At 41.3% G+C, this 26096-nt stretch carries 24 protein-coding genes; 11 read left to right on the top strand and 13 right to left on the bottom strand.

The features are described 5' to 3' along the window. Positions 1-78: 78 nt before the first annotated feature. Complete coding sequence (locus ACQY4U_RS06110) at positions 79-2346, bottom strand: aconitate hydratase (RefSeq protein WP_428328507.1); 2268 nt, start codon at positions 2344-2346, stop codon at positions 79-81. A 168-nt stretch (positions 2347-2514) separates the two neighbouring features. Continuing rightward, a complete protein-coding gene (locus tag ACQY4U_RS06105; protein WP_428328506.1) occupies positions 2515-3144 on the bottom strand; it encodes a polysaccharide deacetylase family protein in 630 nt (209 codons plus the stop codon). 130 nt (positions 3145-3274) lie between these two features. Here ACQY4U_RS06105 and ACQY4U_RS06100 point away from each other — a divergent pair, with 130 nt between their 5' ends. From ACQY4U_RS06100 to ACQY4U_RS06080, 5 genes are all read left to right on the top strand, one after another. After that, positions 3275-4717: a TolC family protein gene (locus tag ACQY4U_RS06100; RefSeq protein WP_428328505.1), complete on the top strand. Its 1443-nt coding sequence runs from the start codon at positions 3275-3277 to the stop codon at positions 4715-4717. Positions 4718-4779: 62 nt separating this feature from the next. Further along, entirely contained in the window at positions 4780-6117 is a 1338-nt protein-coding gene (locus ACQY4U_RS06095; RefSeq protein WP_428328504.1) for an efflux RND transporter periplasmic adaptor subunit, read from the top strand. 110 nt (positions 6118-6227) lie between these two features. Then, a complete protein-coding gene (locus ACQY4U_RS06090; protein WP_428328503.1) occupies positions 6228-7235 on the top strand; it encodes an NAD(P)H-dependent glycerol-3-phosphate dehydrogenase in 1008 nt (335 codons plus the stop codon). A 27-nt stretch (positions 7236-7262) separates the two neighbouring features. Continuing rightward, positions 7263-7571 (top strand): hypothetical protein, encoded by a 309-nt coding sequence (locus tag ACQY4U_RS06085; protein WP_428328502.1) that lies wholly within the window; start codon positions 7263-7265, stop codon positions 7569-7571. Between the two features lie 69 nt (positions 7572-7640). Next, positions 7641-7961: a hypothetical protein gene (locus ACQY4U_RS06080; RefSeq protein ID WP_428328501.1), complete on the top strand. Its 321-nt coding sequence runs from the start codon at positions 7641-7643 to the stop codon at positions 7959-7961. Positions 7962-8167: 206 nt separating this feature from the next. Here the strand turns inward: ACQY4U_RS06080 and ACQY4U_RS06075 are convergent, their stop codons facing one another. Next, the gene (locus ACQY4U_RS06075; protein ID WP_428328500.1) at positions 8168-10012 is read right to left on the bottom strand and encodes a DEAD/DEAH box helicase; all 1845 of its coding nucleotides are present in this window, start codon (positions 10010-10012) and stop codon (positions 8168-8170) included. A 169-nt stretch (positions 10013-10181) separates the two neighbouring features. Here ACQY4U_RS06075 and ACQY4U_RS06070 point away from each other — a divergent pair, with 169 nt between their 5' ends. Further along, on the top strand, positions 10182-11051 hold the full coding sequence (locus ACQY4U_RS06070; RefSeq protein ID WP_428328499.1) for an alpha/beta fold hydrolase: 870 nt from the start codon (positions 10182-10184) through the stop codon (positions 11049-11051). Between the two features lie 8 nt (positions 11052-11059). On the opposite strand, the gene ACQY4U_RS06065 is transcribed toward ACQY4U_RS06070, so the two are convergent. Beyond that, positions 11060-11527, bottom strand: a complete 468-nt coding sequence (locus tag ACQY4U_RS06065; protein ID WP_428328498.1) for a DUF4293 domain-containing protein — start codon at positions 11525-11527, stop codon at positions 11060-11062. A gap of 134 nt (positions 11528-11661) precedes the next feature. Between ACQY4U_RS06065 and ACQY4U_RS06060 the strand changes: the two genes are divergently transcribed. The 3 genes from ACQY4U_RS06060 (at position 11662) to ACQY4U_RS06050 (ending at position 14887) form a co-directional block, all read left to right on the top strand. Continuing rightward, complete coding sequence (locus ACQY4U_RS06060) at positions 11662-12177, top strand: DUF892 family protein (protein WP_428328497.1); 516 nt, start codon at positions 11662-11664, stop codon at positions 12175-12177. Positions 12178-12228: 51 nt separating this feature from the next. Beyond that, positions 12229-13002, top strand: a complete 774-nt coding sequence (truA, locus tag ACQY4U_RS06055; protein ID WP_428328496.1) for a tRNA pseudouridine(38-40) synthase TruA — start codon at positions 12229-12231, stop codon at positions 13000-13002. 82 nt (positions 13003-13084) lie between these two features. Further along, positions 13085-14887, top strand: a complete 1803-nt coding sequence (locus ACQY4U_RS06050; RefSeq protein ID WP_428328495.1) for an ABC transporter ATP-binding protein — start codon at positions 13085-13087, stop codon at positions 14885-14887. Positions 14888-14893: 6 nt separating this feature from the next. Here ACQY4U_RS06050 and ACQY4U_RS06045 read toward each other — a convergent pair whose 3' ends face one another. From ACQY4U_RS06045 to ACQY4U_RS06005, 9 genes are all read right to left on the bottom strand, one after another. Further along, positions 14894-15085 carry a hypothetical protein gene (locus tag ACQY4U_RS06045; protein WP_428328494.1) on the bottom strand — a complete coding sequence of 64 codons (192 nt, stop codon included), beginning with the start codon at positions 15083-15085 and terminating at the stop codon, positions 14894-14896. A 133-nt stretch (positions 15086-15218) separates the two neighbouring features. Next, entirely contained in the window at positions 15219-16103 is an 885-nt protein-coding gene (gene atpG / locus ACQY4U_RS06040) for an ATP synthase F1 subunit gamma (RefSeq protein ID WP_428328493.1), read from the bottom strand. A 62-nt stretch (positions 16104-16165) separates the two neighbouring features. Next, positions 16166-17740 carry a F0F1 ATP synthase subunit alpha gene (atpA, locus tag ACQY4U_RS06035; protein ID WP_428328492.1) on the bottom strand — a complete coding sequence of 525 codons (1575 nt, stop codon included), beginning with the start codon at positions 17738-17740 and terminating at the stop codon, positions 16166-16168. A 27-nt stretch (positions 17741-17767) separates the two neighbouring features. Next, complete coding sequence (atpH, locus tag ACQY4U_RS06030; protein WP_428328491.1) at positions 17768-18319, bottom strand: ATP synthase F1 subunit delta; 552 nt, start codon at positions 18317-18319, stop codon at positions 17768-17770. A gap of 24 nt (positions 18320-18343) precedes the next feature. Further along, positions 18344-18838: a F0F1 ATP synthase subunit B gene (locus tag ACQY4U_RS06025; RefSeq protein ID WP_428328490.1), complete on the bottom strand. Its 495-nt coding sequence runs from the start codon at positions 18836-18838 to the stop codon at positions 18344-18346. Positions 18839-18930: 92 nt separating this feature from the next. After that, entirely contained in the window at positions 18931-19173 is a 243-nt protein-coding gene (atpE, locus tag ACQY4U_RS06020; RefSeq protein ID WP_428329727.1) for an ATP synthase F0 subunit C, read from the bottom strand. A gap of 46 nt (positions 19174-19219) precedes the next feature. Next, positions 19220-20296 (bottom strand): F0F1 ATP synthase subunit A, encoded by a 1077-nt coding sequence (gene atpB / locus ACQY4U_RS06015; protein ID WP_428328489.1) that lies wholly within the window; start codon positions 20294-20296, stop codon positions 19220-19222. Between the two features lie 14 nt (positions 20297-20310). Then, positions 20311-20697 (bottom strand): hypothetical protein, encoded by a 387-nt coding sequence (locus ACQY4U_RS06010; protein ID WP_428328488.1) that lies wholly within the window; start codon positions 20695-20697, stop codon positions 20311-20313. Beyond that, positions 20694-20918, bottom strand: a complete 225-nt coding sequence (locus ACQY4U_RS06005; protein ID WP_428328487.1) for an AtpZ/AtpI family protein — start codon at positions 20916-20918, stop codon at positions 20694-20696. The genes ACQY4U_RS06010 and ACQY4U_RS06005 overlap by 4 nt, the downstream gene beginning before the upstream one ends. A gap of 71 nt (positions 20919-20989) precedes the next feature. Between ACQY4U_RS06005 and ACQY4U_RS06000 the strand changes: the two genes are divergently transcribed. Then, complete coding sequence (locus ACQY4U_RS06000) at positions 20990-23824, top strand: tetratricopeptide repeat protein (RefSeq protein WP_428328486.1); 2835 nt, start codon at positions 20990-20992, stop codon at positions 23822-23824. 4 nt (positions 23825-23828) lie between these two features. Then, positions 23829-26069, top strand: a complete 2241-nt coding sequence (locus ACQY4U_RS05995) for a penicillin-binding protein 1A (RefSeq protein ID WP_428328485.1) — start codon at positions 23829-23831, stop codon at positions 26067-26069. Positions 26070-26096: the final 27 nt, after the last annotated feature.

Genomic DNA, 26096 nt, shown 5'->3' with positions numbered 1-26096 from the left:
AATCAATAAAAAAAGCCTCCCCAAAAATTGGAGAGGCTTGAAATATTTAAATCTGAATTACAGATTGGAATCTAAAATCTAAGATGCCATTTGTCTGCGGATGATGTTCAGCGCGCCACCTGCTTTAAACCACTCAATTTGCTGTGCATTGTAAGTATGGTTTACCGCGAATGATTCTGTCGAACCATCTTTATGGTGCAATACAACAGTTAACTGTTTGCCTGGGGCAAAAGTTGTTAAGCCTGTTATATCAATGATGTCGTCTTCCTGAATTTTATCGTAATCGTTGCTATCGGCAAAAGTAATGCCCAGCATACCTTGCTTTTTAAGGTTGGTTTCGTGGATACGGGCAAATGATTTTACCAGTATGGCACGTACACCCAGGTGACGTGGCTCCATAGCAGCATGCTCACGTGATGAGCCTTCACCATAGTTCTCGTCGCCTACAACAATTGAACCTATACCATGTGCTTTATAATCGCGCTGGGTAGCCGGAACCGGACCATATTCGCCTGTTAATTCGTTTTTAACACTATCGGCAGTGTTGTTAAAGTAGTTAATAGCACCGATCAGCATATTGTTTGATATGTTGTCAAGGTGACCACGGAACTTTAACCACGGGCCCGCCATAGAAATATGGTCGGTAGTACATTTGCCTTTAGCCTTTATCAGCAGTTTTAAACCGGTGATGTCAGTACCTTCCCAAGCTGCAAAAGGATCAAGCAATTGTAAACGTGCAGATTTAGGGTCAACCTTAACCTCAACGGCGCTGCCGTCTTCGGCTGGTGCCTGGTAACCTGCATCTTCAACTGCGTAACCTTTTAAAGGCATTTCAATACCCTGAGGCTCATCAAACTTAACCTGCTCACCTTTATCGTTGGTCAGGTAATCGGTTAATGGGTTAAAGGTTAAATCACCTGCGATAGCAAAAGCTGTTACAATTTCGGGTGATGCAACAAATGCGTGTGTATTAGGGTTGCCATCCTGACGTTTGGCAAAGTTACGGTTGAATGAAGTAATGATAGAGTTTTTGCGTGTAGGATCGTCAGTGTGACGTGCCCATTGACCGATACAAGGGCCGCAGGCATTAGCCAATACAACACCGCCCATATCGCCAAAAGTAGATAAATAACCATCGCGCTCAACAGTGTAACGCACCAGTTCAGAACCCGGTGTAATGGTAAACTCAGCCTTGGTCTTTAAGTGCTTATCAATTGCTTGTTTAGCGATAGATGCCGAACGGGTAATATCCTCGTATGATGAGTTGGTACATGAACCGATCAAACCAACCTCTAATTTTACAGGCCAGCCGTTTTCTTTAACAGCGGTAGCAAATTTTGAGATAGGCCAAGCCAAATCCGGTGTGAACGGACCGTTTACATGCGGCTCAAGCTCAGAAAGGTTTATTTCAATAACCTGGTCAAAATAAAGTTCAGGGTTAGCATAAACTTCATCATCGCCAGTTAAATGCTCAGCAACTGCGTTTGCAAGCTCGGCAATTTCGGCACGTTGTGTACCACTAAGGTAAATTGCTGCTTTTTCATCATATCCGAAAATAGAAGTAGTAGCACCAATTTCGGCACCCATATTACAGATGGTACCTTTACCTGTTGCAGAAAGTGAACGTGCACCTTCACCAAAATATTCAACTATAGCGCCTGTACCACCTTTTACGGTTAAAATACCGGCCACTTTAAGGATCACATCTTTTGCTGATGTCCAGCCGGAAAGTTTTCCGGTTAATTTAACACCAATAAGTTTTGGAAATTTAAGCTCCCAGGGTAAGCCGGCCATAACATCGCAGGCATCGGCACCACCCACACCAATAGCTATCATACCCAAACCACCTGCATTAGGCGTGTGTGAGTCTGTACCTATCATCATACCACCGGGGAAAGCATAGTTTTCTAATACTACCTGGTGAATTATACCGGCACCCGGTTTCCAGAAACCCAGTCCGTATTTATCTGATACCGATGCAAGGAAATCATAAACCTCTTTATTTACATCCTTGGCGGTACTTAAATCTTCAGTAGCACCAATTTTTGCCTGTATCAGGTGATCGCAATGTACGGTTGAAGGTACAGCAACCTGCGGACGGCCAGCCTGCATAAACTGCAATAATGCCATTTGCGCTGTAGCATCCTGCATAGCAACACGATCCGGTGCAAAGTCAACGTAATCAACCCCGCGGCCAAATGCAGTATTTGCATCGCCTTCAGAAAGGTGGGCGTATAATATTTTTTCGGTTAAAGTAAGGTGTTTACCAGTCGCTTTACGTGCAGCAGCCACACGGGTGCTGTAGCGGTCGTAAACCTTTTTGATCATATCTAAATCAAAAGCCATTTGTATTTGATTTTTTAGGTGAAATTAAAGACGATTAACCTGCCAGTAAGCAAGCTATCGCGGCGAATTTACAAAAATTACAGGTAAATGAAAGTCAGCAATTTGTACAATTACTATTTGGATATGTTCTAAATAGGATTAATTAACCAGATATGATATACTGCTTCATTATAAATTCTGATCAAGGGTAAGAAAACTATAGCCCTCTTTGCTCCAATATTCCAAAGCCCGTGGTAAGGCATACTCAACCCTTTCCTGTGCTTTCAGGCTATCATGAAACAAAACTATGTCGCCGCTCCGCACATTCTTTACCACATTATCCAGGCATTGTTCCGGCTTTAAATTGATGTCAAAATCGGCCGATAAAACATTCCACATTATAATTTTAAGCCCGGGCTTTGCCTGCTTTAATAACTTAGCCTGCGCCATTTTTATGCGTCCGTAAGGCGGACGAAAGAATTTGGTATCCAGCAGTTTATCAGCCTGTAAAAAATTATCAAGGTAAGTTTCGGCAGGGGTATCCCATCCTTTAAGGTGATTAAAAGTATGGTTGCCTATAGCATGCCCCTGGTTTTTTACCTGCTCAAAAATATCAGGATGCTTGCGCACATTATCTCCAATGCAAAAAAATGTAGCCTTAGCATTGTATTGTTTTAAAATATTTAAAACAAACGGTGTAACAATAGGTACAGGGCCGTCGTCAAAAGTGAGATAAATGCACCGGCTGCTTCGGTTTGCGTCCCATATTAAATTGGGATATAGCTTTTTAAGCAGCCAGGGCGTTTTTATAGGGTACATTTATTGGTTCGTTTTAACGGTTAATGGATCATAACAAAAAAGCCATTTGCACCTGGGCTTAAAAGTATTAATTATTTAGATATTAGGAACGCCATAGCAGCAACTATGACGGATGAACAAATATAACCTTATGACACCACGTATATTAAACTTTAAAAAGGCCGGCATATTAAGCATTTTGCTTACAGCAACCCTAAGCTTTACAGCAAAGGCCCAGCAGGTAATAAGCCTGCAGCAAGCGGTTGACCTTACCCTGCAAAACAACCTTACCATAAAACAAGCCAAAATAACCGAGGCCTTAGCAACCGAGGATTACAAACAAGCAAAGTATAATTTATTGCCAAGTGTATCGGCAAATCCGCAGGCATCATACAACTTTGGCCGTAGCGCAAATTTAACTACCTACTCCTATAGCAGCCAGTCGTTTTTATATCTTACCGGTCAGGCCTCAGTGGCTGTTACGCTTTTTCAGGGTGGGCAATTGCGCAACCAGATATTACAGAACAAACTGATGCTTGATGTTGATAAAACCAACACTGCCAAAGTTAAAAACGACCTGCTTTTAAATGTAGTAACTGATTACCTGACCATATTAACCGATCAGGATTTAGTTATTGCTGCCAAACAGCAGATTGACCTGGCCAAGATAACCTTAGACAGATCACAGAAAAACTTTGACCAGGGCAATGCTACCCTTGCCGATCTGGCGCAGGCTAAAGCGCAGGTATCAACTGCCGAACTTAATTTAACAAATGCCCAAAACCAGGTTGATCTTTCTATACTGATATTAAAGCAGTACATGGAGATGGATCCCAACAATGATATTACCGTTCAAAAGCCGGACATCAGCAAGCTTACCGATATTAAAACCTTGTATAATGCTTCCGAAGTTATTAAAACTGCTTTTAGCGTAAACCCGGATATTCGCCTGGCCGAATTGCAGCAGCAAACATCGGCACAGGCCATTAAGGTTGCTCAGGGAAGCTATTACCCAACAGTATCACTATTTGGTGGGGTGGGTACCAACTATACGAACCAGATTACTCAAAAAGTTATTGGCGTTACACCCATAAGCGAGCAGATAGGCACAGTGCAGGCAACTGGGCAGGCAGTTGTAACACCAGGCTTACAACCTATTTATGCACATTACTCTATGTTTAACCAGTTTGGCGATAACTTTAACCAATCAATAGGCTTAAGCGTACAAATCCCGATCTTTAATCGCTTTTCGGCCCGTACATCGGTACGCAAAGCAAGGCTTAACTATCAAAATGCAGAGCTTGCCACACAACTTGCAAAAAACACGCTGAGTAAAACCATTATACAGGCGGTACTTGATTTGCAGGCTGCCGAAAAAAGCTACCAATCGGCATTAGAAACCTATAACTCAAATAAAGAGGCTTTAAATATCACCAAACAACGTTACGATGCTGGCTTTGTAAATACGCTTGATTATAACACGGCGGTTACCAATTACAACAAATCGCAAAACGATATGATTGAGGCCCGCTACCAGATGATTTTCAGAAGCAAGGTAATTGATTATTACATCGGTAACCCGATTACTTTATAATACATAAATTAAAAAATTAGCATACTAAATAAAACACCAATACGCCATTCACAATTATAATCATGGGAAAAACTACAAAATATATTCTGATCTCATTAGTCGCGCTGATCGTTTTACTCGTTATACTTAAGGTAGCGGGTGTAATAGGCAAGCCCCAGGTAACACAGGTTGCTACCGAGAAAGCTGCTGTACGCGATATTAATGAGTCGGTATCGGCAAGCGGTAAAATAAAACCACATGTGGAGGTAAAGATAAGCCCCGAAGTATCGGGCGAGATTGTTGAACTGCCTATAAAGGAAGGTGACGTGGTTAAAAAAGGCCAGTTGCTTTGCCGTATCAGGCCCGATATTCTACAATCAGGTTATGACAGGGCCGTTGCATCCTACAACAGCCAAAAAGCAAGTGTAGGTAACTCCAGCCAGTTACTTAAACAAGCCGAAGCTACCTTTAATAACCAGGCATCAATTTATAAACGCGATAAAATACTTTATGAAAACAAGGTATTAACCGCAGCTGAATTTGATGCAGCTAAAGCTAATTTTGAAGGTGCACAAGCGGCCCTTGAAGCTGCCAAGCAAAATGTTATTGGTTCAACTTATGGCCTGGCACAAACATCAGCATCAGTTAAAGAAGCACAAGATAACCTGGCCAAAACATCTATTTATGCACCGGTTGACGGGGTGGTTTCTAAACTATCTGTACAAAAAGGCGAACGTGTTTTAGGAACCCAGCAGTTTGCCGGTACCGAGATCATGACCATATCAGACCTTGGTCAGCTTGATGTTAATGTTGACGTAAACGAAAATGATATTAACCGCATAAAACTTGGCGATTCGTCAAAAATTGAGGTAGATGCATTTTTGGGTAAAACTTTTAACGGTACTGTAATTGAAATAGGCAGTTCGGCTAACGTAGTGGGCACCAATGCCGATCAGGTTACCAACTTTACCGTTAAGGTAAGGATCAGTGCTGATTCGTACAAAAACCTGCTGGTTAAAACAGCTACCAACCCATCACCTTTCCGCCCGGGATTAACCGCTACTGTTGATATTAATACCAATCAAACACATTCATTATCAGTACCAATACAATCGGTAACTACCCGCCAGGAGAAAAAGAAAGACAGCCTGAATAAAAAACAGGATGATCCGGATAGCAGTAAACCATCCATCACTGCCCCTGTAAAAGAATATGTTTATGTATACAAAGCAGGCAAAGTAAAACAGGTGCTGGTTACTACAGGCATACAGGATGATACTTACATACAAATATTATCGGGCCTTAAAAATGGCGACGAGGTTGTTTCGGCTCCGTTTGCTACCATATCTAAATTATTAACTGATAATATGACTGTTGAAAAGGTTGATAAAAACAAGCTGTTTACCGGCGATGGTAAGTAACCACTTATAAAGCACCTATTGCCAATACGCAAATGAACTGCTGAAGTATCACAAAAATATAATTAGCTTTGTCCTGTCAATTAAACCTGGCAGGACTTTTTTTATTGTTAATGCATACAAAAAACAACAAGGTTGCCGTTGTTGGCGGTGGCAGCTGGGCTACGGCCAATGTTAAAATACTGACCGATAATACCACCGAAAAAGAAATTTTTTGGTGGATGCGCAATACCCATGCGGTAGAACATATTCAGAAATTCAAGCATAATCCAAACTATCTCAGCTCGGTAGAGATCAATATACCCGCGCAAAACGTTTCGTCGGATTTAAAGGCGATCATTCAGAAAGCAGATTTTATTTTGCTCAACGTGCCTGCTGCATTTTTAAAAGATGCGTTAACTGGTATTACCCCAGAAGATCTGTCGGGTAAAAAGATAATATCAGCTATAAAAGGGATCGTTCCGGATGAGAACCAGATCATCGGCGAATTTTTGAACCAGCATTATAATGTTTCGTTCGATGATTTTATAGTGATCAGCGGCCCATGCCATGCCGAAGAGGTAGCACTGGAGAAGTTATCCTACCTCACCATAGCATCGCGCGATACAACGCTTGCTGCTGAGTTTGCAGGCATGTTTAACACCCGTTATATTAAAACCATCATATCTGATGATATATATGGTACCGAATATGGTGCTGTGCTTAAAAACATATACGCTATTGCCAGCGGCATTTGCCACGGGCTTGGCTATGGAGATAATTTCCAGGCGGTACTGATCTCGAACGCCATCCGCGAATTGATGCGTTTTGTTGATGCCGTACACCCCATAAACCGTGATATAAAAGAGTCGGCCTACCTTGGCGATCTGTTGGTTACCGCCTACTCGCAGTTTAGCCGTAACCGTACTTTTGGCAATATGATAGGCAAAGGCTATACCGTAACATCGGCACAGCTGGAAATGAACATGGTTGCCGAGGGATATTATGCAGTAAATTGCCTACACCAGGTTAACAAACAGTACAATGTGAATATGCCTATTTGCAATGCTGTTTATGCCATTTTATATGAAAAAAGGCCACCTGTACAAGAAATGAAACATTTGGCCGAAAAATTGAGTTAGTGCTACTGAAATAAAAATTCAGTAATCATGAAAAACATACTTAAAGTAGCCTTATTTACCGCGGGAATTTTCACATTTGGACAAACCCAGGCACAAACTCACAAAGATTCAACACTTGGTCACAAAATTGGAACAACAGCTAAAAAGGTTGGCCATAAAACATCACAGATAGCCGCTACAGGTGCAGCTGCTATTACCGATAAAAAATACGAAGGTAAATGTGGCCCGCAAGGACAAACCGTTTACATCAATAAAAACTCACACTACTTTTATGTAAATAAAAAAGGGCACAGGGTTTATCTGAAAAAATCACAATTGATGGACAAACCCATGTAATAACTTCACTAATTTTGAAACGCCTGCTAATAAATACAGTTTAGCAGGCGTTTTTTAATACCCTACCCTATGAATAAATATGCTTTAACATTTGTGCATGTTGCCTGTGCGTTGGCTTTGCTGATTGTGGCATGTTCAAACCCTGTAAAAAGTAAATTACAGGGAAACTGGAAATCAAAAGATGGATCTGTTAAGCTTAACATAACAGAAAAAGGTTTTAGTATGGACGATGGTGAAGCTATTGACGAAGATTACTTTATTAAAGGCGATACGATATGCACGTCTTTCCAGGGTAACCAGCCTTACACCAAATTTGTTGTACAAAAAATGGATGATCATTACCTGAAACTGATGGGTCCTGATTCTGTCGCTGTAGAATATTCTAAATAACCCCTTTATATTATCCTAAACAGCAGTCGCCCGGCTCCATCCGGGTAACGAATATTTTCCGGCCTCCGGCCGAGGTAATCTAAAAGACTTACAAGTTCCTGTAAATACAAAAACCCCCGATCTTTTGCAGAACGAGGGCTTTGTAAAACAAAACTAAACTAAACTTTTGTCCGCCCTGAGACGAACACTATGAAAACTAACAAATTTTAGAACCTTTTACGACGTTCGCCACTGCCAGCACTACCACGATCTTCACGGCGTTTGCCAGAGAAATCGCGGAAACCGCCTTCACGACGCTCGCCACCACCGCTGCTTCTGTCGCGGTTGTAACCACCTTCGCGACGCTCGCCACCACCGCTTCTTTCGCGGTTATAGCCACCTTCACGACGTGGAGAACCTTCGCGGCGCTCGCTGCTGCCTTCGCCAGATACTTCTATCCTTACAGGACGACCTTTAAATTCAGCTTCTTTAAAGCCAGCCATCACTTTTTCAACGTCATCATTAGGTACTTCAAAGAAAGAGTAAACACCCTTAACATCAATTTTACCTACTGTACGGCCGCTTATTTTGCTTTGGTTGCAGATGTAACCTAACAAATCGCCACGGTTAAACTCATCAACAGAACCTAAGTTTATAAATAAACGGGTGTATTCTGATTTGCCACCGCTTTCGCCACGGCTTGATGAACGCTCATCACCTCTTTCAGAGCGACGGCCTTCTTCAACCTGTGCATTAAGATCAGGTGCATTTTTATAATAATCAAGGAAACGGTTAAATTCAATTGATGCAAAGCGTTTAATGAAATCCTCTTTGGTCAAATCCTTAAACTCTTCCATTATACGTGGCAGGTATTGCTCAATTTGCTGCTCATTAACCTGTACATCATGTATTTTATGTACGATGGAGAAAAGTTGTTTTTCGCAAACATCAAAACCTGTAGGTATTTCAGCTTTAACAAACTTTTTACCTAAACCGCGTTCTATCTGGCGTATTTTACCTAATTCTTTAGCGTTGATGATAGAGATTGATACACCTGTTTTACCTGCACGGGCTGTACGGCCGCTACGGTGAGTGTAGTTTTCAACTTCATCAGGTAATGAATAGTTAATAACGTGTGTTATATCACTAACATCAATACCACGGGCAGCAACATCAGTAGCAATTAATAATTGCAGGCTGCGGTCGCGGTAGCGTTTCATTACTTTATCACGTTGTTGTTGTGACAGGTCACCATGTAAAGAATCGGCGTTGTAGCCATCTTTAAGCAAAGCTTCTGCAATATCCTGCGTTTCAATTTTAGTACGGCAAAATACGATACCAAAAATATCAGGGTTAAAATCAACAATACGTTTAAATGCGGCATACTTATCACGGGCACGTACTATATAGTACTCATGCTCAATGTTAGCATTACCGGTATTTTTTTCGCCCATTGTAAGCTCAAATGGATCGGTCATGTATTTTTTCGCGATCCTGCGAACCTCTGAAGGCATTGTGGCTGAAAACAACCAGGTTTTTTTCTCGTCGGGAGTAGTGGATAAAATACTGTCAATGTCTTCCTGGAAGCCCATGTTTAGCATCTCATCAGCTTCATCCAATACAACAAACTTAACCTGCGAAAAATCAATCGCCTTACGGTTAATGATGTCAAGCATACGGCCAGGGGTTGCAACAACAATTTGCACACCGCGTTTAATCTGGCGTAATTGATCAGAAATACTTGCTCCGCCATAAACAGCAACAACATTAACGTTGTTCATTTTTTTGGAGTAGTTTTTTATGTCGTTCGTGATCTGTAAACAAAGCTCACGGGTTGGGCACAATATAAGTGCTTGCGGATAATTTACTTCGAAGTCCAGCAGTTCTAATAGCGGCAGTCCGAAGGCAGCAGTTTTACCAGTGCCGGTTTGGGCTAATCCGACAAAATCGTTGCTGCCTGTTAACAATACCGGAATTGACTGTTCCTGGATTGGCGTAGGATTTTCAAATCCTAACTCAGAGATGGCATTAACAATATCATGACGGATTCCCAGTTGAATAAATGGGTTCATGAATTTAAATAACGGATCTGGCTACATCGCCAAATCGGGCGCAAAGGTATCCATTATAATTTACAATAGCAATACCTCTTGCGAAATTTATCATAATGGTATTTTATCCGCCTAAATATCTACTTTTTAGATAATTATCTTATTTTTATTCAATTTATCTTATCACCTCATGAAATTAAAAATATCACTCCTGTTAATCTTCGGTCTGTTTATTAAAACGGGCTTTGCCCAGCAAGGTAATTCGCCTTTTGATACCACTAAATACGGCCGCAATGCAGCAGCTGGGAAATACGCAGATATACGCGGTTTTAAAATGTATTATGAAACCTATGGCAAAGGCGAACCGCTTTTAATTATACATGGCAACGGAGGCTCCATCAATAACTTTTTATACCAGATCCCTTACTTTGCAAAAAATTACCAGGTTATAATTGCCGATAGCCGCGCACAGGGCAAATCAATTGACCATACCGATTCATTAAGCTACGAAATGATGGCTGACGACCTTAATGCCCTGCTTGATAAGCTGAACTTAAAACAATGCTATGTAATTGGCTGGAGCGATGGCGGTATCAATGGCCTGCTGCTGGCCATGCACCATCCGGATAAGGTAAAGAAATTAGCGGTAACCGGCGCTAATCTATGGCCCGATACCACAGCCGTTGATCCTTTTGTTTACAATTATGTAATGAAAATGAATAAGATCGGGCAGGATTCCGTTAAAAAAATGAAGACCGTTACCCCTGCTATCAAAGATCAGCTTAAGCTGCTTCACCTTTTATCGTACGAGCCGCATATTAAATTAGAGGACTTGAAAATGATAAGCTGCCCCACCCTTGTAATTGGCGGCGATCATGATGTGATACTACCCAAGCATACCATGCTGATAGCTCAAACTATTCCAAATGCATACTTGTGGATACTACCAAACTCGGGGCATTCAACTCCTATTTACTATAAGGATATGTTTAACCAGGTTGTGGGCGATTTTTTCAGCAAACCATACCGTAAGATTGAGGGATTTGGGAAGTTTAATTAGCGATAGGATTATCTTAACCTGTCTGCTGATTTTACGAGCTTCTCATCCTTTTTAATGGCGCTGATAGCCAACAATATAAATATTAAACTTAACGACGACATAAACAGCCCGATACCCCAGTTATGGGTATCTATCTGTACCTCGCCCATTATTTGTTTAGCCGTTTGCGACATCCAAAAGCTGTAGCCAATAATAACAAGCAGGGCACTGTAACATAAGGCTATCTGCTGCTTGCGGTTTTTATATAAAAATATTATAAACAAGGGTATAAGGCCTAAAATAGCGGTAGCTACAGTTAAGGCTACAAAAAACTCGGTATGTGTGGGTTGCCCGTTTACATCCTGGTAAACGCCGGTAACCATAATAGTTAGTGGCTTGCTGTTAACATAAACATTATGCACCAGCGGAAAAAGAAACAAGGCGAACAGCGCAAGGCCAGCCAAAAAAAGATATATACTTTGTATTCGTTGTAACATACGGGGTAAATTATAACAGCAAAGATATAATTGTTTAGCTATTGTAGAATTACTTATGCAGCACTGCAACTAAATATTATTTTCAATTAATAAATGTATATTTATTCGGTAATTCATCCCCTACTGATTTTATCATGGACCAGCCCTTAGCCGCTATGCAACCGAAAGATGTACAGATAGATGACCTGCTGCTAAAAAGAACTTTTTTAGAACATCTGAATTATATATATTACGGCAAGCATCATTTAATTAATTTTTTTAATGAAGTTAAAGATATAGCCAAACTAACTGTTTTAAAGCAAGCCTTACAAGAGTGCATAGACGACACCGAAAGCCAGATAAAACAAATGGATGAAGTGTATAAAGCTATTGGAGAAAACCCTTCACAAGCTAATACGTTAAGTATAAAAGCGATGACGCTTGAGGCTTACCTGGTAACCATCAAAACCGGTAAAACTGCATTAGAGAAAGATGTTTTTATTCTTTTTTACCTGCAACAAATTGAAGGCATCGAGATCACTTACTTTAAGGTGTTGAAAAACCTGGCTAAATCCATTGGGTACAGCAGCTCATTTCTCGATCAGCCTTTTGACCTTGCCGTTGAAAACAAATTATTCTTTGAGCAGATCTATAAAGAATACATTAGTTAAACCCTAAAAGCCGGTTATTAAAAGTACTGCTACAATTATTAACTTTGAAGCGTGACCAAACAACGCTATTTTATTGAACTTGCTTACGACGGCACTAACTATCATGGCTGGCAGATACAGCAAAATGCGGTTAGCGTGCAGGAGATATTAAACAAAAGCCTTGCAACCATTTTACGCCAGCCTATTGAAACCACGGGCTGCGGCCGTACCGATACCGGCGTACACAGTAAAGAGTTTTTTGCACACTTTGATGTAGCTACCGAAACAGATATGCCCTGGTCTACAGAAAAAGCAGCAGGGATTGTAAGGGGCATTAACGCCATCCTCCCAAAAGATATTGGTATAAAAAATATTTTTGCAGTAGCTGCCGAAGCACATGCACGGTTCGACGCAACTTTGCGAAGCTATGAATACCATATCCATTTTAGTAAAGATCCATTTAAGAACGGCTACTCCTGGGAGTTGCGCGACTATCCTGATATTAAGCTAATGAATAAGGCAGCGGCCATTATTACAGAATACACCGATTTTAGCTGTTTCAGCAAATCAAATACACAGGTAAAAACCAATAACTGCAAAATAGCCAAAGCCGAATGGGTGGTTAAGGACGATGGTATAGTATTCCATATCTCGGCCGATCGTTTTTTGCGCAATATGGTGAGGGCTATAGTAGGTACATTAATTTTAGTGGGCAAAAAAGAGATTGAACCCGAAGCAGTTCGCGCTATTATTGAGAGTAAGAACCGCAGCAATGCGGGGATGTCTGTACCTGCCTGCGGCCTTTATTTAACAGCGGTTAAGTACCCTTTTGTTACTGAAAGGTAAAACGACAAACCCAAAAGGCCTTATTCCGGATTTATAAATTTAAATTTGCTCATAACACCATCATTAATTGTATAAATAGTAAATGGCCGAAGTAACCGGGAAAGCGCTTGATTGGAACCTGCTAAAGCGGGTAATGCATTATGTTAAACCATATAACGTTACGTTTTACGTTGCCGCATTTCTTACCATATTTTTGGCGGTTTCGGCCCTGATACAACCTATCCTGATCCAAAAAACGCTCGACGATCATATCTTAAAAGACGATTATAAAGGTCTGGTATTTATGGTTGAGCTGATGATAGGCCAGCTGATTATACAAACGGTTGCGCAGTATTATCAAACTTATTTAACCAACTCGCTGGGCCAGTCTGTGATCCGCGATCTCCGGATCGATATATTTAATCATATTACCAGCCTGAGGCTTAAATATTTTGACCGCACCCCCATCGGGATGCTGATTACCCGTACCGTATCAGACTTAGAAACCATTGCCGATATTTTTTCGGAAGGTTTGATCTCAATAATGGGCGATCTGCTGTTGGTTATTGCGGTAATAGGTTATATGCTTTTTATCGACTGGAAGCTGGCGCTGATCACGCTGATCCCGATGCCTTTCCTATTATTGTCAACCTACGTATTTAAGGAAGCTATCAAATCATCCTTTCAGGAGGTGCGTACACAGGTGGCGCAATTAAATACATTTTTGGCTGAGCATATTTCGGGTATCAGTATTATCCAGTTCTTTGCGCGCGAAGACCAGGAGATGCGCAAGTTTAAGGCGGTAAACCAAAAGTACAGAGATGCAAATATCCGCTCCAACTGGTATTATTCTATCTTTTTCCCGGTGGTTGAAATTTTATTTGCCGTATGTATTGGGCTGTTGGTATGGTATGGTTGTAAACGTATCCTTTCTGATCAACAGATCAAATCTATTACGGCTTCGCCGCATGGTATTACACCGGGTGTTATTACCGGGTTTATTGTATTGCTGAATATGCTGTTCCGCCCTATCCGCCAGCTGGCCGATAAGTTTAATACCCTGCAAATGGGTATGGTGGGTGCCGACAGGATTTTTAAAGTTTTGGACACCGACGAAGTTGCCATAAACACAGGTCATTTAAAGCCAGCCGTTTTAGCAGGCGAAATAGAATTTAATAATGTTTGGTTTGCTTACAACGATGAGAATTGGGTATTAAAAAACATCAGCTTTCATTTAGAACCCGGCAAAACCCTGGCTCTGGTTGGCGCAACCGGGGCAGGTAAATCATCAACCATTAATATACTGAACCGTTTTTACGAAATTGGTAAAGGAGATGTTAAGGTTGATGGGATCGACATCAGGGAATATGATGTTAATTACCTTCGATCGCGTATTGCTACTGTGATACAGGATGTATTTTTATTTACCGATACCATCGGCAATAACATCAGCCTGAATAACCCGGAGATTACCCGCGAGCAGATCATCGCGGCAGCTAAAGATGTTGGCGCCCACGAATTTATTGAGCGCCTGCCCGGTGGTTATGATTATAATGTGATGGAACGGGGCTCCACGCTTTCGGCAGGGCAATCGCAGCTCATCTCATTTATCCGTGCGTTGGTTTACAACCCGGCTATCCTTGTGTTAGATGAAGCCACCTCTTCGGTTGATACAGAAACAGAGATCCTGATTCAGAATGCCATCAGCAAGCTGATGCAGGGCCGTACTGCCATTGTAATAGCGCATCGCCTGTCTACCATCCAAAATGCCGATAAAATCATTGTGCTCGACCACGGCGAGATCAAAGAAATGGGCACTCACCAGGAATTACTGCGCATTGATGGTGGCTATTACCGCAAGCTTTACGATCTGCAGTTTAATTCGGCCGGGATTGTTAAGTCGTAAGTTTAATTACTTAACAGGCGCGGTCTTTACCGGATCAACTGGCTGCTCTTCCCTTTCATGGCGCTTTGCTATATTTTCCTGCTTAGGCTCGTCTGCATGATATTGCTTGTCTTCTTTCCGAACTTTGCTTTTACCACCCTTATCTACCGGCTTGTCAGTTGATGATGGCTTGTCTATTGCGTTTACTGGCTTTGTCATAATAAAACAACAGCAGAACAGGGCATTTTGTTTAATTGTCTGAATCAGAAAAATAAGCCTCAAACAAAAATGGCTTCCCTTTTCAGGAAAGCAGTTTTCATATTTTAATTATCCTTTAAAAGGATTTAAGCACTTATTGAGCCGATAAGGCTGCTGCACCACTCACAATTTCGGTAAGCTCGGTAGTAATTGCTGCCTGGCGTGCCTGGTTGTAAGCTAACTTAAGTGCCTTTAACAGGTCACCCGCGTTTTCGGTAGCTTTATCCATTGCGGTCATACGTGCGCCGTGTTCAGATGCATTTGAATCTAATACGGCTTTGTATAACTGAATTTTGATGTTTTTAGGGATCAGTTCGGCTACAATCTCTTCCTGTGATGGTTCAAGTATATAGTCAACCTGTGCTGCTTTAAGTTCTTCTTTCTTTTCAGGTTTCGGAACAGGCAATAACTGCTCAGTTATCAAAAACTGCATAGCAGCGTTTCTGAAATGGTTATAAACCAGCTCAACGCGGTCATAATCACCCTTTAAAAAGCCATCCATAATGCTTTGTGTAATAACTGATGCATTGGCAAAGTTCAGGTCAAGGTACAGATCGTTATTGTTACCAATAACATTGTACTTGCGGCGTTGATAAAACTCCTGGCTCTTTTTACCAATAGCTACTATTGAAACATTACCAGCCCTTAGCTGCTCGCCGTATTTCTCGGCAATCAGGTTGTTGGCAGTTTTAATAACATTGGCATTAAAAGCACCAGCCAAACCACGGTTTGATGATACCACCACTACCAATACCTTTACCGGCTCACGATCCTGTAAGTAAGGGGATGAACCATCCTCTAAACTTGCAGATAAGTTAGCCAACAGATCCTTTAGCTTATTGGCATAAGGACGTAATTGTACAATAGCGTTTGTAGCCCTTTTCAACTTAGCTGCCGAAACCATTTTCATAGCCTTGGTGATCTGTTGTGTTGAGCTTACAGATTTTATCCTGTTTCTTACTTCTTTTAAATTAGCCATTCTTTTTTTGGAGTGTTGAATGCTAAGCCTTTATTTAAAAAGGCTCAGCATTACTAACTAAATTAATATTTTCCAGCCAGTTCTTTTGCAACTGTTTCCAGTACGCCTGTTAGTTGATCATCAAATTTACCTGCTTTAAGGGCAGCTAAAACTTCAGGATGACGCAATTCTAACTGGCTTGTAAATTCGCTTTCAAACTCACGGATCTTATTTACCGGTACATTACGCATCAGGTTTTTAGTACCTAAGTAAATGATAGCAACTTGTTTTTCAACAGTTACCGGTGAGTATTGACCTTGTTTAAGGATCTCAACGTTACGGGCACCTTTATCTAATACGTTTTTTGTAGAAGCATCAAGATCTGATCCGAATTTTGAGAAAGCCTCAAGCTCGCGGTATTGTGCCTGGTCTAATTTCAAAGTACCGGCTACTTTTTTCATTGATTTGATCTGCGCGTTACCACCTACACGTGATACCGAAATACCTACGTTAATAGCCGGACGAACACCTGCGTTAAACAAGTTAGACTCAAGGAATATCTGACCATCAGTAATTGAAATTACGTTGGTTGGGATATAAGCTGATACGTCACCCGCTTGTGTTTCAATGATAGGTAATGCTGTTAATGAACCGCCACCTTTTACAATGCCCCTGATAGATTCAGGCAGATCATTCATTGCCTGCGCAATTGAATCATTCTGGTTGATCTTAGCAGCACGCTCTAATAAACGGCTGTGCAGGTAAAACACGTCACCCGGGTAAGCCTCACGGCCCGGTGGACGACGTAATAATAACGACACCTCACGGTATGCAACCGCCTGTTTTGAAAGATCATCATAAATGATCAAAGCAGGACGACCTGTATCGCGGAAGTACTCGCCAATGGCAGCACCTGCAAACGGAGCAAAGAATTGCATGGTTGCAGAGTCTGATGCATTAGCAGCAACGATGATAGAATAAGGCATTGCACCTTTTTCTTCAAGCGTGCGCACTATGTTTGCTACTGTTGAAGCTTTTTGGCCACAGGCAACATAGATACATATAACCGGTTTCCCGGCATCATAAAATTCTTTCTGATTGATAATGGTATCGATACAAACGGCAGTTTTACCTGTTTGACGGTCACCAATAACTAACTCACGCTGGCCACGGCCAATAGGGATCATCGCGTCAATAGCTTTGATACCAGTTTGCAAAGGCTCAGTAACCGGCTGACGGTAGATAACACCCGGTGCTTTACGCTCCAAAGGCATTTCGTAAGTTGTACCGGTAATTGGTCCTTTACCGTCAATCGGGGTACCTAAGGTATCCACAACACGGCCAAGCATGCCTTCACCAACGTTAATAGAAGCGATCCTGTTAGTACGTTTAACGGTGTCACCTTCTTTTATATCATCGGATCTACCTAACAAAACCACACCTACGTTATCTTCTTCTAAGTTAAGTACGATACCTTGTAAACCGGTACCAAACTCAACCAATTCGCCTGATTGTACTTTCGTTAATCCGTAAACGCGTGCAATACCATCACCCACCTGGAGCACGGTACCCACTTCTTCTAATTCAGATTCTGACTTGAAGCCTGCTAACTGCTGACGCAAAATTGCAGAAACCTCATCTGGTCTTACCTCTACCATTTTTAAATTTATTTTAGAGTTTTAGTTTTAATTAGTAATTACCTTTTGGGCAAATTCCTTTTTCAATTTCTTTAAATCGCTGGCAATGCTGGTATCAATTTCCCTGTCGCCAACGGTTAAAACAAACCCACCAATTAATGATGGATCTACCTTTGCATTTAATTTTACAGTACCGCCAACGGCTGCCTGTATATCTGCAATCATGGTATCTTTATTAGCTGCTGATAATGCCGAAGCTGATACTACAGAAGCATGTACAATATGATTTTTAATATCATACAGATTTACATACTCAATTGCAGTAGTATATAAAACCTCGCCGCGGCTTTTATTAACCATTAGCTTAAAAAATGCAATGCTTGCCTTGTTAACCTTACCTTCAAAAATCTCGTCAAGAATTTTTACTTTTTTTGAATGAGATACAATAGGGTTAGCCAATACCGCTTTTAACTGCGGGCTTGTTTTTAAGGTCTGCAGGAAAAGTTCCATGTCGCCTTTTATTACCTCAACCAGATTTTGCTCTGCGGCAAGATCGATCAATGCTTTGGCGTACCTGGCTGCTACTGTTAATTCTGACATATCTTTATATTCCGGAATATCCGATTAGCTAAGTTTTACTTCTTTTAATAGTTCGCTAACCAAAGCATCTTGTTTGCTCTGATCTTCAAACTGTTTGCGCAATACTTTTTCAGCAATCTCTAACGATAAGCTTGCCACCTGATTTTTAACATCGGCCATAGCAATTGTTTTTTGATTGTTAATTTCTATACGCGCCATTTCAATCATACGTGCGCCTTCTTTACCGGCTGCATCCTTAGCTTCGCTGATGATCTGGTCTTTAATCTTTTTGGCTTCTGCTAAAATAGCATCGCGTTCAACACGGGCTTGTTTTAACAAAGCTTCGTTCTCGTTGGTTAAACGAGCCATTTCTTCTTTAGCTGCCTCAGCCTGTAATAACGCCTTTTCTATCGTGTTTTCACGTTCAGATACAGCGCCTAAAATTGGTTTCCAGGCAAACTTACGCAGTAAAATCAATAGTATCAGGAACGATATTGTCGTCCAAAAAACCAAACCTATCTCGGGTGTAACTAACTCCATAATAAATGCTTACTGTAATGTTAGGCTTATTCTTTTAATAATTTCAATTTTAAATATTCCCGGAGCCAATCGCTCCGGGATATTTAGTTTTTTTAGCCAATCATGGCTACAACCACCGCAAATAACGCAACACCTTCAACAAGGGCTGCAGCGATGATCATGTTTGTCTGAATTTTTGAAGCAGCTTCTGGCTGGCGGGCAATACCTTCAACGGCTTTACCGCCGATTTGGCCAATACCGATACCTGCACCGATAACCGCTAAACCTGCACCAAGTGTTCCAATTTTACCTGTTATTCCAGCTACTGCTGCAACCTGGGCAATCATTCCGATCATTCCTGTCATTGTTTGATAATTTAATATATATGTTAGATAATTATTCTTATACTACTTCGTGGTGATGCTCCTGAACCGCCATACCTATAAACAATGCTGATAGCATGGTAAATATGTAGGCCTGTAAAAAGGCTACCAATAATTCAATCGTATCCATAAACACCACAAATACAACAGATGCCGGAGATACTGCTAATGATTTAAATATAAATATCAGCGATATTAAGCTCAGCACAATGATGTGGCCTGCTGTAATGTTAGCAAACAAACGGATCATCAATGCAAATGGCTTTGAGATAATACCAATCAGCTCAACCGGTACCATGATGATATATAACCACAATGGAATTTCAGGCGTAAATATGTGTTTCCAATAATATTTATTACCGCTAAAGTTTATTACTATTAAAATAATAAATGATAAGGTTAGCGTAACCGAGATATTTCCGGTTAGGTTGTAAGCACCCGGAAAGAACGGAACCAAACCTAACAGGTTATTGATCAGGATAAAAAAGAACACCGTTAACAACAGCGACATATACTTGCCGTGTTTTATACCAATATTAGGGATGGCAATATCATCACGTACAAATAGTATAACCGGCTCCATAAACGACTGTAAGCCACGCGGTGCCTTACCATGACGCTTTTTGTAGGCAGCGCTAACACTGCCAAAAATAATAAGCAATATTATCATACCCATCCACATACTGGCAACGTTACGGGTAATTGAAAAATCATAAACCTTTTGGGTATCATCAACCTTACCTGCATCATCGGTAATTTTTACCTTATCATTTACCAGGATGTAGTTGTAATTGCCTTTATAAGCCACCTCTTCGTGCTGTGCATTATAAAACCTGCTCGACATAAATACTTCTAAACCTTTGTTGGTATATAGTATTACCGGCAGCGGAATGGCTCCTTTACCAAAAGTATGCCATGAGTGTGCATCGCCTATGTGCTCAAAAATGGCAACCTTAGGATCATATGGCTTCTCACCGTCTACAGAGGCCTTTTCTTGCGAAAAACCGAGTGCAGGAATTACCAGCAACACCACAAAAAGGGCATAAATACGGGAAAGCTTAGAAATTCTTGAGTACAAAATCGACCTTTTTTCCATTTAAAATGAACTTTTTACTTTAAATTTTGGTTGCGCAAGTTACGTAACAAACCGTAGATTTCAAAGACCGTATTTAAGAAATATAAATACATAAAATCGGCCACAAAAAACAGCTTTTCGGGATGATTTTTTTTGATAAAAACCAGTACAAAAACTAAACAAGCAAGCATTTTGAAAGTTGTTGCGCCTAAAAAGGCGGCGGCATACATCTCATTATTTTTTTGCTGGATAATTAAAACAAACATTACAACGATGAATGTTAAAACCGACAGGAATAAAAACATAGGCCAAAAGCCTTTAACCAGCAAATAACCGTTGTAAAAATACTTTAACAGCACTGGCGGCACGGCCAGCAGCAGAGTAAATATTAAAAAGGAAATAACAGGTTTATAAGTTTTCAATTTTTTAGTGATTTAATAATAATATATAATGATACAAATACGCCAATAAGCGATAATGCAGCTGTAAACCATTTGGTGGTATTATTTTGTGCCTGATCTATTTTATAACCGGCATAAGTAAATATGCCAATTACCGCAATCATCTGGAAGGCTATGCCCGAGAATTTAGCTATGCTGCTAACTCCCTCATCCTTATTGTCGTTTTGCCCGTTTTTTTCCATCTGCAAATTTATTAATCCTATTGGCATAATTGTTAGTAAATTAGCAAGGCTTTTTACAACCATCGTTTACATTGAAGCGAGTTTACAAATTACCTGTATTAAAATCCTTTAAGTATTTGCTGCCTGCATTGATAGTTATCATGGCAGGCTGTTCACTCGAAAAACAAAGCGGGTTTAACCGCAACATGCAAAATCTTACGGCGCATTATAATATCCTGTTTAATGCCAAAGAAATATTACGGCAAAAACAGGAAGCTTATGCCGCTGCCTTTATTGATAATTATAACGAAGTATTAAGTGTTTACCCCGATACCATCGCTCAAACCGCCACGCCTGATAAAGATTTAGAAGAGGCCATACTAAAAGCCAACAAGATCATCAACATTAAAGAGCAAAGCCATTATTTAGGCGACGCTTACCTTGTTTTGGGCAAAGCCTATTACCTGGAAGGTAATTATTTTAATGCCAATGAGTATTGCGGCTATGTTATCCGTTCTTTTCCGAAAAGGGAAGACCTGAAACAAGACGCCCTGGTTTGGCAGGCGCGCTCTTTACTGTACCTCGACCAATTGAAGCAGGCCAAACAGGCTTTGGATACGGCTATACAAAACATCAACCCTAAAGAAAACATTACTGCCGATGTGTATGCCGCCAAGCTGCAATATGATATAAACACCCAGGATTATGCCGATGGCGAAGAAATGGCCATACAAGCCCTTAAATATGTAAGCGGCCAGGAAAAAAGGCTGCGCCTTACCTTTATATTGGGCCAGCTGCAGGAGCTCAACAAAAAAAACAACGACGCTATTATCAGCTATACTAAAATTGTAAAAAGCAACGCATCTTTCGAGATGGCTTTTAATGCCAGCCTAAACCGCATCCGTATTGAGGATATTAAGGAAGGTATTAAACTTAGCAAAACAGAAAGGCTGCTGAGCTTATTGCGCAACCCCAACAACAAGGAGTTTAAAGATCAGATCTATTACCATGTAGCCGAATTGCAGTTAGCCAATAAAAATATTGATGGTGCTATTAAAAATTATAAGCTTTCGGTAAGGAGCAGTTTAAAAAATCAGAATCAAAAGGGCTTGTCGTACCTGCGCCTGGCCGAGGTATATTTTAAAAACAAAGCCGATTATTTAGGATCCAAAAAATATTACGACAGTACGCTAACTACCCTGCCTATCAATTACCCTGGCTATAAGGCCATTCAAAAAAAGGGGAACAACTTACAGGTACTTGCCGACCGAATGCAGATGATTACCCGCGAAGATACCCTGCAGGCCCTTGCTAAAATGGACGAAACTACCCGCCTTGCCGTAATTGACAGGATGGTGAACGACCAGATTTTACAGCAACAAGCCACAGCTAATGCCGCCATTGCCAATGCACCCGCCAATGCTGCCAGTACGCAGGTAAACCAGGGCAGCGGCGGCAGCTCCTTCTATTTTTACAATTCAAATGCCGTTAGCCAGGGGTATAATGATTTTAAACGGGTTTGGGGCAACCGTAAGCTTACAGATAACTGGCGGCTAAGTACACGATCAAACAACGCAACAACGGAGATACCCACTTCTGATTCTGTAGATCCCTTCGGTGAGCCATCGCCAGGAAAAACAACTGTTAAGGCGGGCAACTATAGGGCTGCGCTTTTAAAAGACCTGCCACTTACGCCGCAGCAGCTTTCGCAATCAAACCTGCGCATTTATAATGCCTATATTGATCTGGCTAATTTTTACCGGGATGTTTTAAGCGATAAAAAAGAAGCGATTGCAACCTACGAAACCGTATTGCGCCGTTTCCCCGATGATCCTAACAAACCGGCTATATATTATAACCTGTACCGTTTATACAGCGATATTGATTTGGCAAAATCTGAAATGTATAAAAACAGGCTAATAAAGGAATATCCGGAAACACCTTTTGCCAAAGTAATTATTGACCCCGACTACACCAAAAAGTTAGACAATGAGGATAACCAGTTTACCAATGCCTATAACAAGGTATTTGACTTATACACCCATAAAAAGTACACAGAGGTAATTACCGAAGTGCCTGCATTATTAAAGCAGTATCCGCGTAACAAATACTCGGCACAGTTATACTACCTTAAAACCATTGCCGAGGGTCATAATGAAAAGGTAACTCCATTTAAGGATAGCCTGCAGCAGATAGTAAAACTATTTCCGCTTGATAAATTAGTAACGCCCCTGGTAAATCAGCATTTAGCCTTTATCAGCGCCAACGAAACCGAAATGCAAAGCCGCCCTGTAGTATTAGCCGATGATAATCCGCAGGAGATCCCCTTTACCCTTACTTCGGCCTTAAAGAAACAAACTGCTTACCATAAAAATGTACAGCCTTTTGAAAACGCACCCAAGCCCGAGGTTAAGCCACAGGTGCCACAACCTGTAGTGCCAACTCCGGCACCTGTACAGGCACCAATATCGGCTCAAACACTTACGGCAAATGCTCCGGCACAGCCAACCATCAGCAGTAACTTAAGTACGGTAACTATAAAAAAAACGGAGATCATCAGTTCTATATTCTCCTTACGGGATAGTACCAATTACTATTTTATTGTGAATGTAAGTACGGCTACAACTAATTTAGCATCATCACGTTTTGGTATCGGGCAATTTGATAGGGCCAATTATGCGGGTAAAGGCATCAGGCATTTGGTGAAACCTATTGGCGATGATGCTCAATTAATATATGTTGGTAAATTTGCATCTTTAGAGGATGTTAAGAAATATGCCAGGCAAATTATCCCTATAATGCCCGATATTATGAAGGTGCCAAAGGATAAATACAGCTTTTTTATCATAACACAGGAAAATCTGGATAAATTAGCCGACAGAAAAACATTGGATAGCTATATAGACTATTACCAAAAAAATTATTGACCAAATGATCATTAAACTCGCTCCGCAGGATATAAGAAGATACAACTGGTATATATGGAAAACCGTTATCAGTGGTTTAATGCTTTTTATTTTACTGCTTGTAGTTACATATTTCGGCTTATTCGGGCCGCTGCCAACCTTCAGGGCTATTGAAAATCCTAAAAGTAACCAGGCATCCGAGGTTTTAGCTGCCGATAAAACAGTTTTGGGTACTTATTATGTACAAAACCGGTCGAGCGTAAATTATTCGCAGTTATCGCCAAACGTGGTAAATGCATTGGTAGCTACCGAAGACTCCCGCTTTTACGAACACTCCGGCATTGATTTTCAACGTGTCATCAGCATTGTATTTTTAAATATTGTTACCAAAAAACAAGGTGGCAGTACCATTACCCAGCAATTAGCCAAAAATCTGTTTTCGGGCGAGGTTGCACGCAATCCTTTTTTCCGTTTCACCCAAAAACTAAAGGAATGGATAATAGCCGTACAGCTTGAACGCCGCTACACCAAGCAGGAGATTTTAACCATGTACCTTAATACGGTTGATTTTGGTGCTTATAATACCTTCGGCATCAAATCAGCTGCGCGCACTTACTTTAATGTTACGCCTGATAAGTTAACACCTGATCAGGCTGCCCTATTAATAGGTATGGTTAAAGGCCCGGGTTATTACTCGCCTATCAGGCATCCCGACAGGGCTTTAAGCCGCCGCAACCTTATTTTAGAGTTGATGACCAAGCAAAAGTTTTTAAGCGAGGGCCAATTAGCCGAGTTTAAACAAAAGCCGCTTAACCTTAGTTTTAACCCGATCAGTCACAATGACGGGCCTGCACCTTATTTCAGGGCGATACTGAAACAAGAGGTTCAAAAAATATTCAAGGATCAGAACATTACCAAATCTGACGGTACACCTTATGATCTTGACCGCGATGGTTTAAAAATATACACCACCATTGATGCCACCATGCAGCAATATGCCGAAGAGGCACAGCAGGAATATATGCGCAAACTGCAAGTACAATTTAATGACCAATGGCGCGGTGTAAGCAGGTGGAAAACCATTAAAAACTTTAAGCTGCTGCTTGACCAGGGCATGTACCGGTCAGACAGGTACAAGGAACTGGAATTGCAGGGAAAATCGGAAGATGAGATCAGACAGAACTTCGATACGCCCGATAGCCTTGAGCTATTTACCTGGAAAGGCACGATTGATACCGTAATGAAGCCTATCGACTCCATTGTTTATAGCAAAATGATGTTGCGCAACGCCATGATGAGTATGGACCCAACCACGGGTTATGTTAAAGCATGGGTAGGCGGCACCAACTTTGAACACTTTAAGTACGACCAGGTAAAAATGGGTACCCGGCAGGTAGGCTCAACCGCCAAGCCATTTACTTATTCGGTAGCTATTGAAAACGGGTATTCGCCTTGTATGGAGGTGGACAATGTGCCCGTAACCATAACCGGTTATGGAGATCCCTGGATGCCAAAACAATCATCGTCAGACTGGCTGCAGGGTAGCATCACTTTACGCAAAGCATTGGGATACTCCCAAAATTACGTGGCTGCTTATATTATGAACGAGGTAAAACCCATCCCGGTTATGGAACTCATCAAAAAAATGGGGATCACCAGCCCGGTACCGCCATATCCATCAATATGCCTGGGGACGTTCAATGCTTCGGTGTTTGACATGACGGGGGCATATTCTGTATTTGCAAATCACGGCACCTGGACAGAGCCAACCTATATACTGCGTATTGAAGATAAGAACGGCAACGTAATTTATACCCATACCCCAAAAATAGTACAGGCCATGGATGCGCAAACCGCCTATGTAATGACCTATATGCTTAAAGGTGTTATTGAGGATGGAACCGGTTCAAGGCTGATCCGCACTTATGGGTTCCGCAACCCGGTGGGTGGTAAAACAGGTACCACGCAGGACAATTCCGACGGTTGGTTTATGGGCATTACCCCGCAATTAGTAACTGGCGTTTGGACAGGCTGCGAAGACCGAGATATACACTTCCGCTCCACAAGGCTTGGCGAGGGTGCAAATACGGCCTTACCTATATTCGCGCTGTTTATGCAAAAGGTGTATAACAACCCTTCCTTGGGCATTAAGCGTAACGTTGATTTTGATGCCCCTAAAAATGGCACAAGCATCACGCTGGATTGTAACGCTTACAAACAGCAGCAACAAGGAACCGGCGAGGTAGATAAAAAATTAGGATTCTAAAGCTGCAGGGCTACTATGTTTAAGGTC

The organism is Mucilaginibacter sp., from assembly GCF_965277465.1.
Lineage (GTDB): Bacteria > Bacteroidota > Bacteroidia > Sphingobacteriales > Sphingobacteriaceae > Mucilaginibacter.
Note: the sequence above shows the minus strand (reverse complement) of the source record. Positions and strands in the feature narration are given on the sequence as shown.

What these genes read in the sequence shown, in the direction of transcription:
- atpE (WP_428329727.1), bottom strand. Translation starts at nt 19,173, where the DNA reads ATGATCGGAATGATTGCCCAGGTTGCAGCAGTAGCTGGAATAACAGGT.
- ACQY4U_RS06050 (WP_428328495.1), top strand. Translation starts at nt 13,085, where the DNA reads ATGGCCGAAGTAACCGGGAAAGCGCTTGATTGGAACCTGCTAAAGCGG.
- atpA (WP_428328492.1), bottom strand. Translation starts at nt 17,740, where the DNA reads ATGGTAGAGGTAAGACCAGATGAGGTTTCTGCAATTTTGCGTCAGCAG.
- ACQY4U_RS06100 (WP_428328505.1), top strand. Translation starts at nt 3,275, where the DNA reads ATGACACCACGTATATTAAACTTTAAAAAGGCCGGCATATTAAGCATT.
- ACQY4U_RS06025 (WP_428328490.1), bottom strand. Translation starts at nt 18,838, where the DNA reads ATGGAGTTAGTTACACCCGAGATAGGTTTGGTTTTTTGGACGACAATA.
- ACQY4U_RS06095 (WP_428328504.1), top strand. Translation starts at nt 4,780, where the DNA reads ATGGGAAAAACTACAAAATATATTCTGATCTCATTAGTCGCGCTGATC.
- atpH (WP_428328491.1), bottom strand. Translation starts at nt 18,319, where the DNA reads ATGTCAGAATTAACAGTAGCAGCCAGGTACGCCAAAGCATTGATCGAT.
- ACQY4U_RS06105 (WP_428328506.1), bottom strand. Translation starts at nt 3,144, where the DNA reads ATGTACCCTATAAAAACGCCCTGGCTGCTTAAAAAGCTATATCCCAAT.
- ACQY4U_RS06070 (WP_428328499.1), top strand. Translation starts at nt 10,182, where the DNA reads ATGAAATTAAAAATATCACTCCTGTTAATCTTCGGTCTGTTTATTAAA.
- ACQY4U_RS06075 (WP_428328500.1), bottom strand. Translation starts at nt 10,012, where the DNA reads ATGAACCCATTTATTCAACTGGGAATCCGTCATGATATTGTTAATGCC.
- atpB (WP_428328489.1), bottom strand. Translation starts at nt 20,296, where the DNA reads ATGGAAAAAAGGTCGATTTTGTACTCAAGAATTTCTAAGCTTTCCCGT.
- atpG (WP_428328493.1), bottom strand. Translation starts at nt 16,103, where the DNA reads ATGGCTAATTTAAAAGAAGTAAGAAACAGGATAAAATCTGTAAGCTCA.
- ACQY4U_RS06085 (WP_428328502.1), top strand. Translation starts at nt 7,263, where the DNA reads ATGAAAAACATACTTAAAGTAGCCTTATTTACCGCGGGAATTTTCACA.
- ACQY4U_RS06060 (WP_428328497.1), top strand. Translation starts at nt 11,662, where the DNA reads ATGGACCAGCCCTTAGCCGCTATGCAACCGAAAGATGTACAGATAGAT.
- ACQY4U_RS06110 (WP_428328507.1), bottom strand. Translation starts at nt 2,346, where the DNA reads ATGGCTTTTGATTTAGATATGATCAAAAAGGTTTACGACCGCTACAGC.
- ACQY4U_RS06080 (WP_428328501.1), top strand. Translation starts at nt 7,641, where the DNA reads ATGAATAAATATGCTTTAACATTTGTGCATGTTGCCTGTGCGTTGGCT.
- ACQY4U_RS06005 (WP_428328487.1), bottom strand. Translation starts at nt 20,918, where the DNA reads ATGGAAAAAAACGGGCAAAACGACAATAAGGATGAGGGAGTTAGCAGC.
- ACQY4U_RS06090 (WP_428328503.1), top strand. Translation starts at nt 6,228, where the DNA reads ATGCATACAAAAAACAACAAGGTTGCCGTTGTTGGCGGTGGCAGCTGG.
- ACQY4U_RS06065 (WP_428328498.1), bottom strand. Translation starts at nt 11,527, where the DNA reads ATGTTACAACGAATACAAAGTATATATCTTTTTTTGGCTGGCCTTGCG.
- ACQY4U_RS05995 (WP_428328485.1), top strand. Translation starts at nt 23,829, where the DNA reads ATGATCATTAAACTCGCTCCGCAGGATATAAGAAGATACAACTGGTAT.
- ACQY4U_RS06045 (WP_428328494.1), bottom strand. Translation starts at nt 15,085, where the DNA reads ATGACAAAGCCAGTAAACGCAATAGACAAGCCATCATCAACTGACAAG.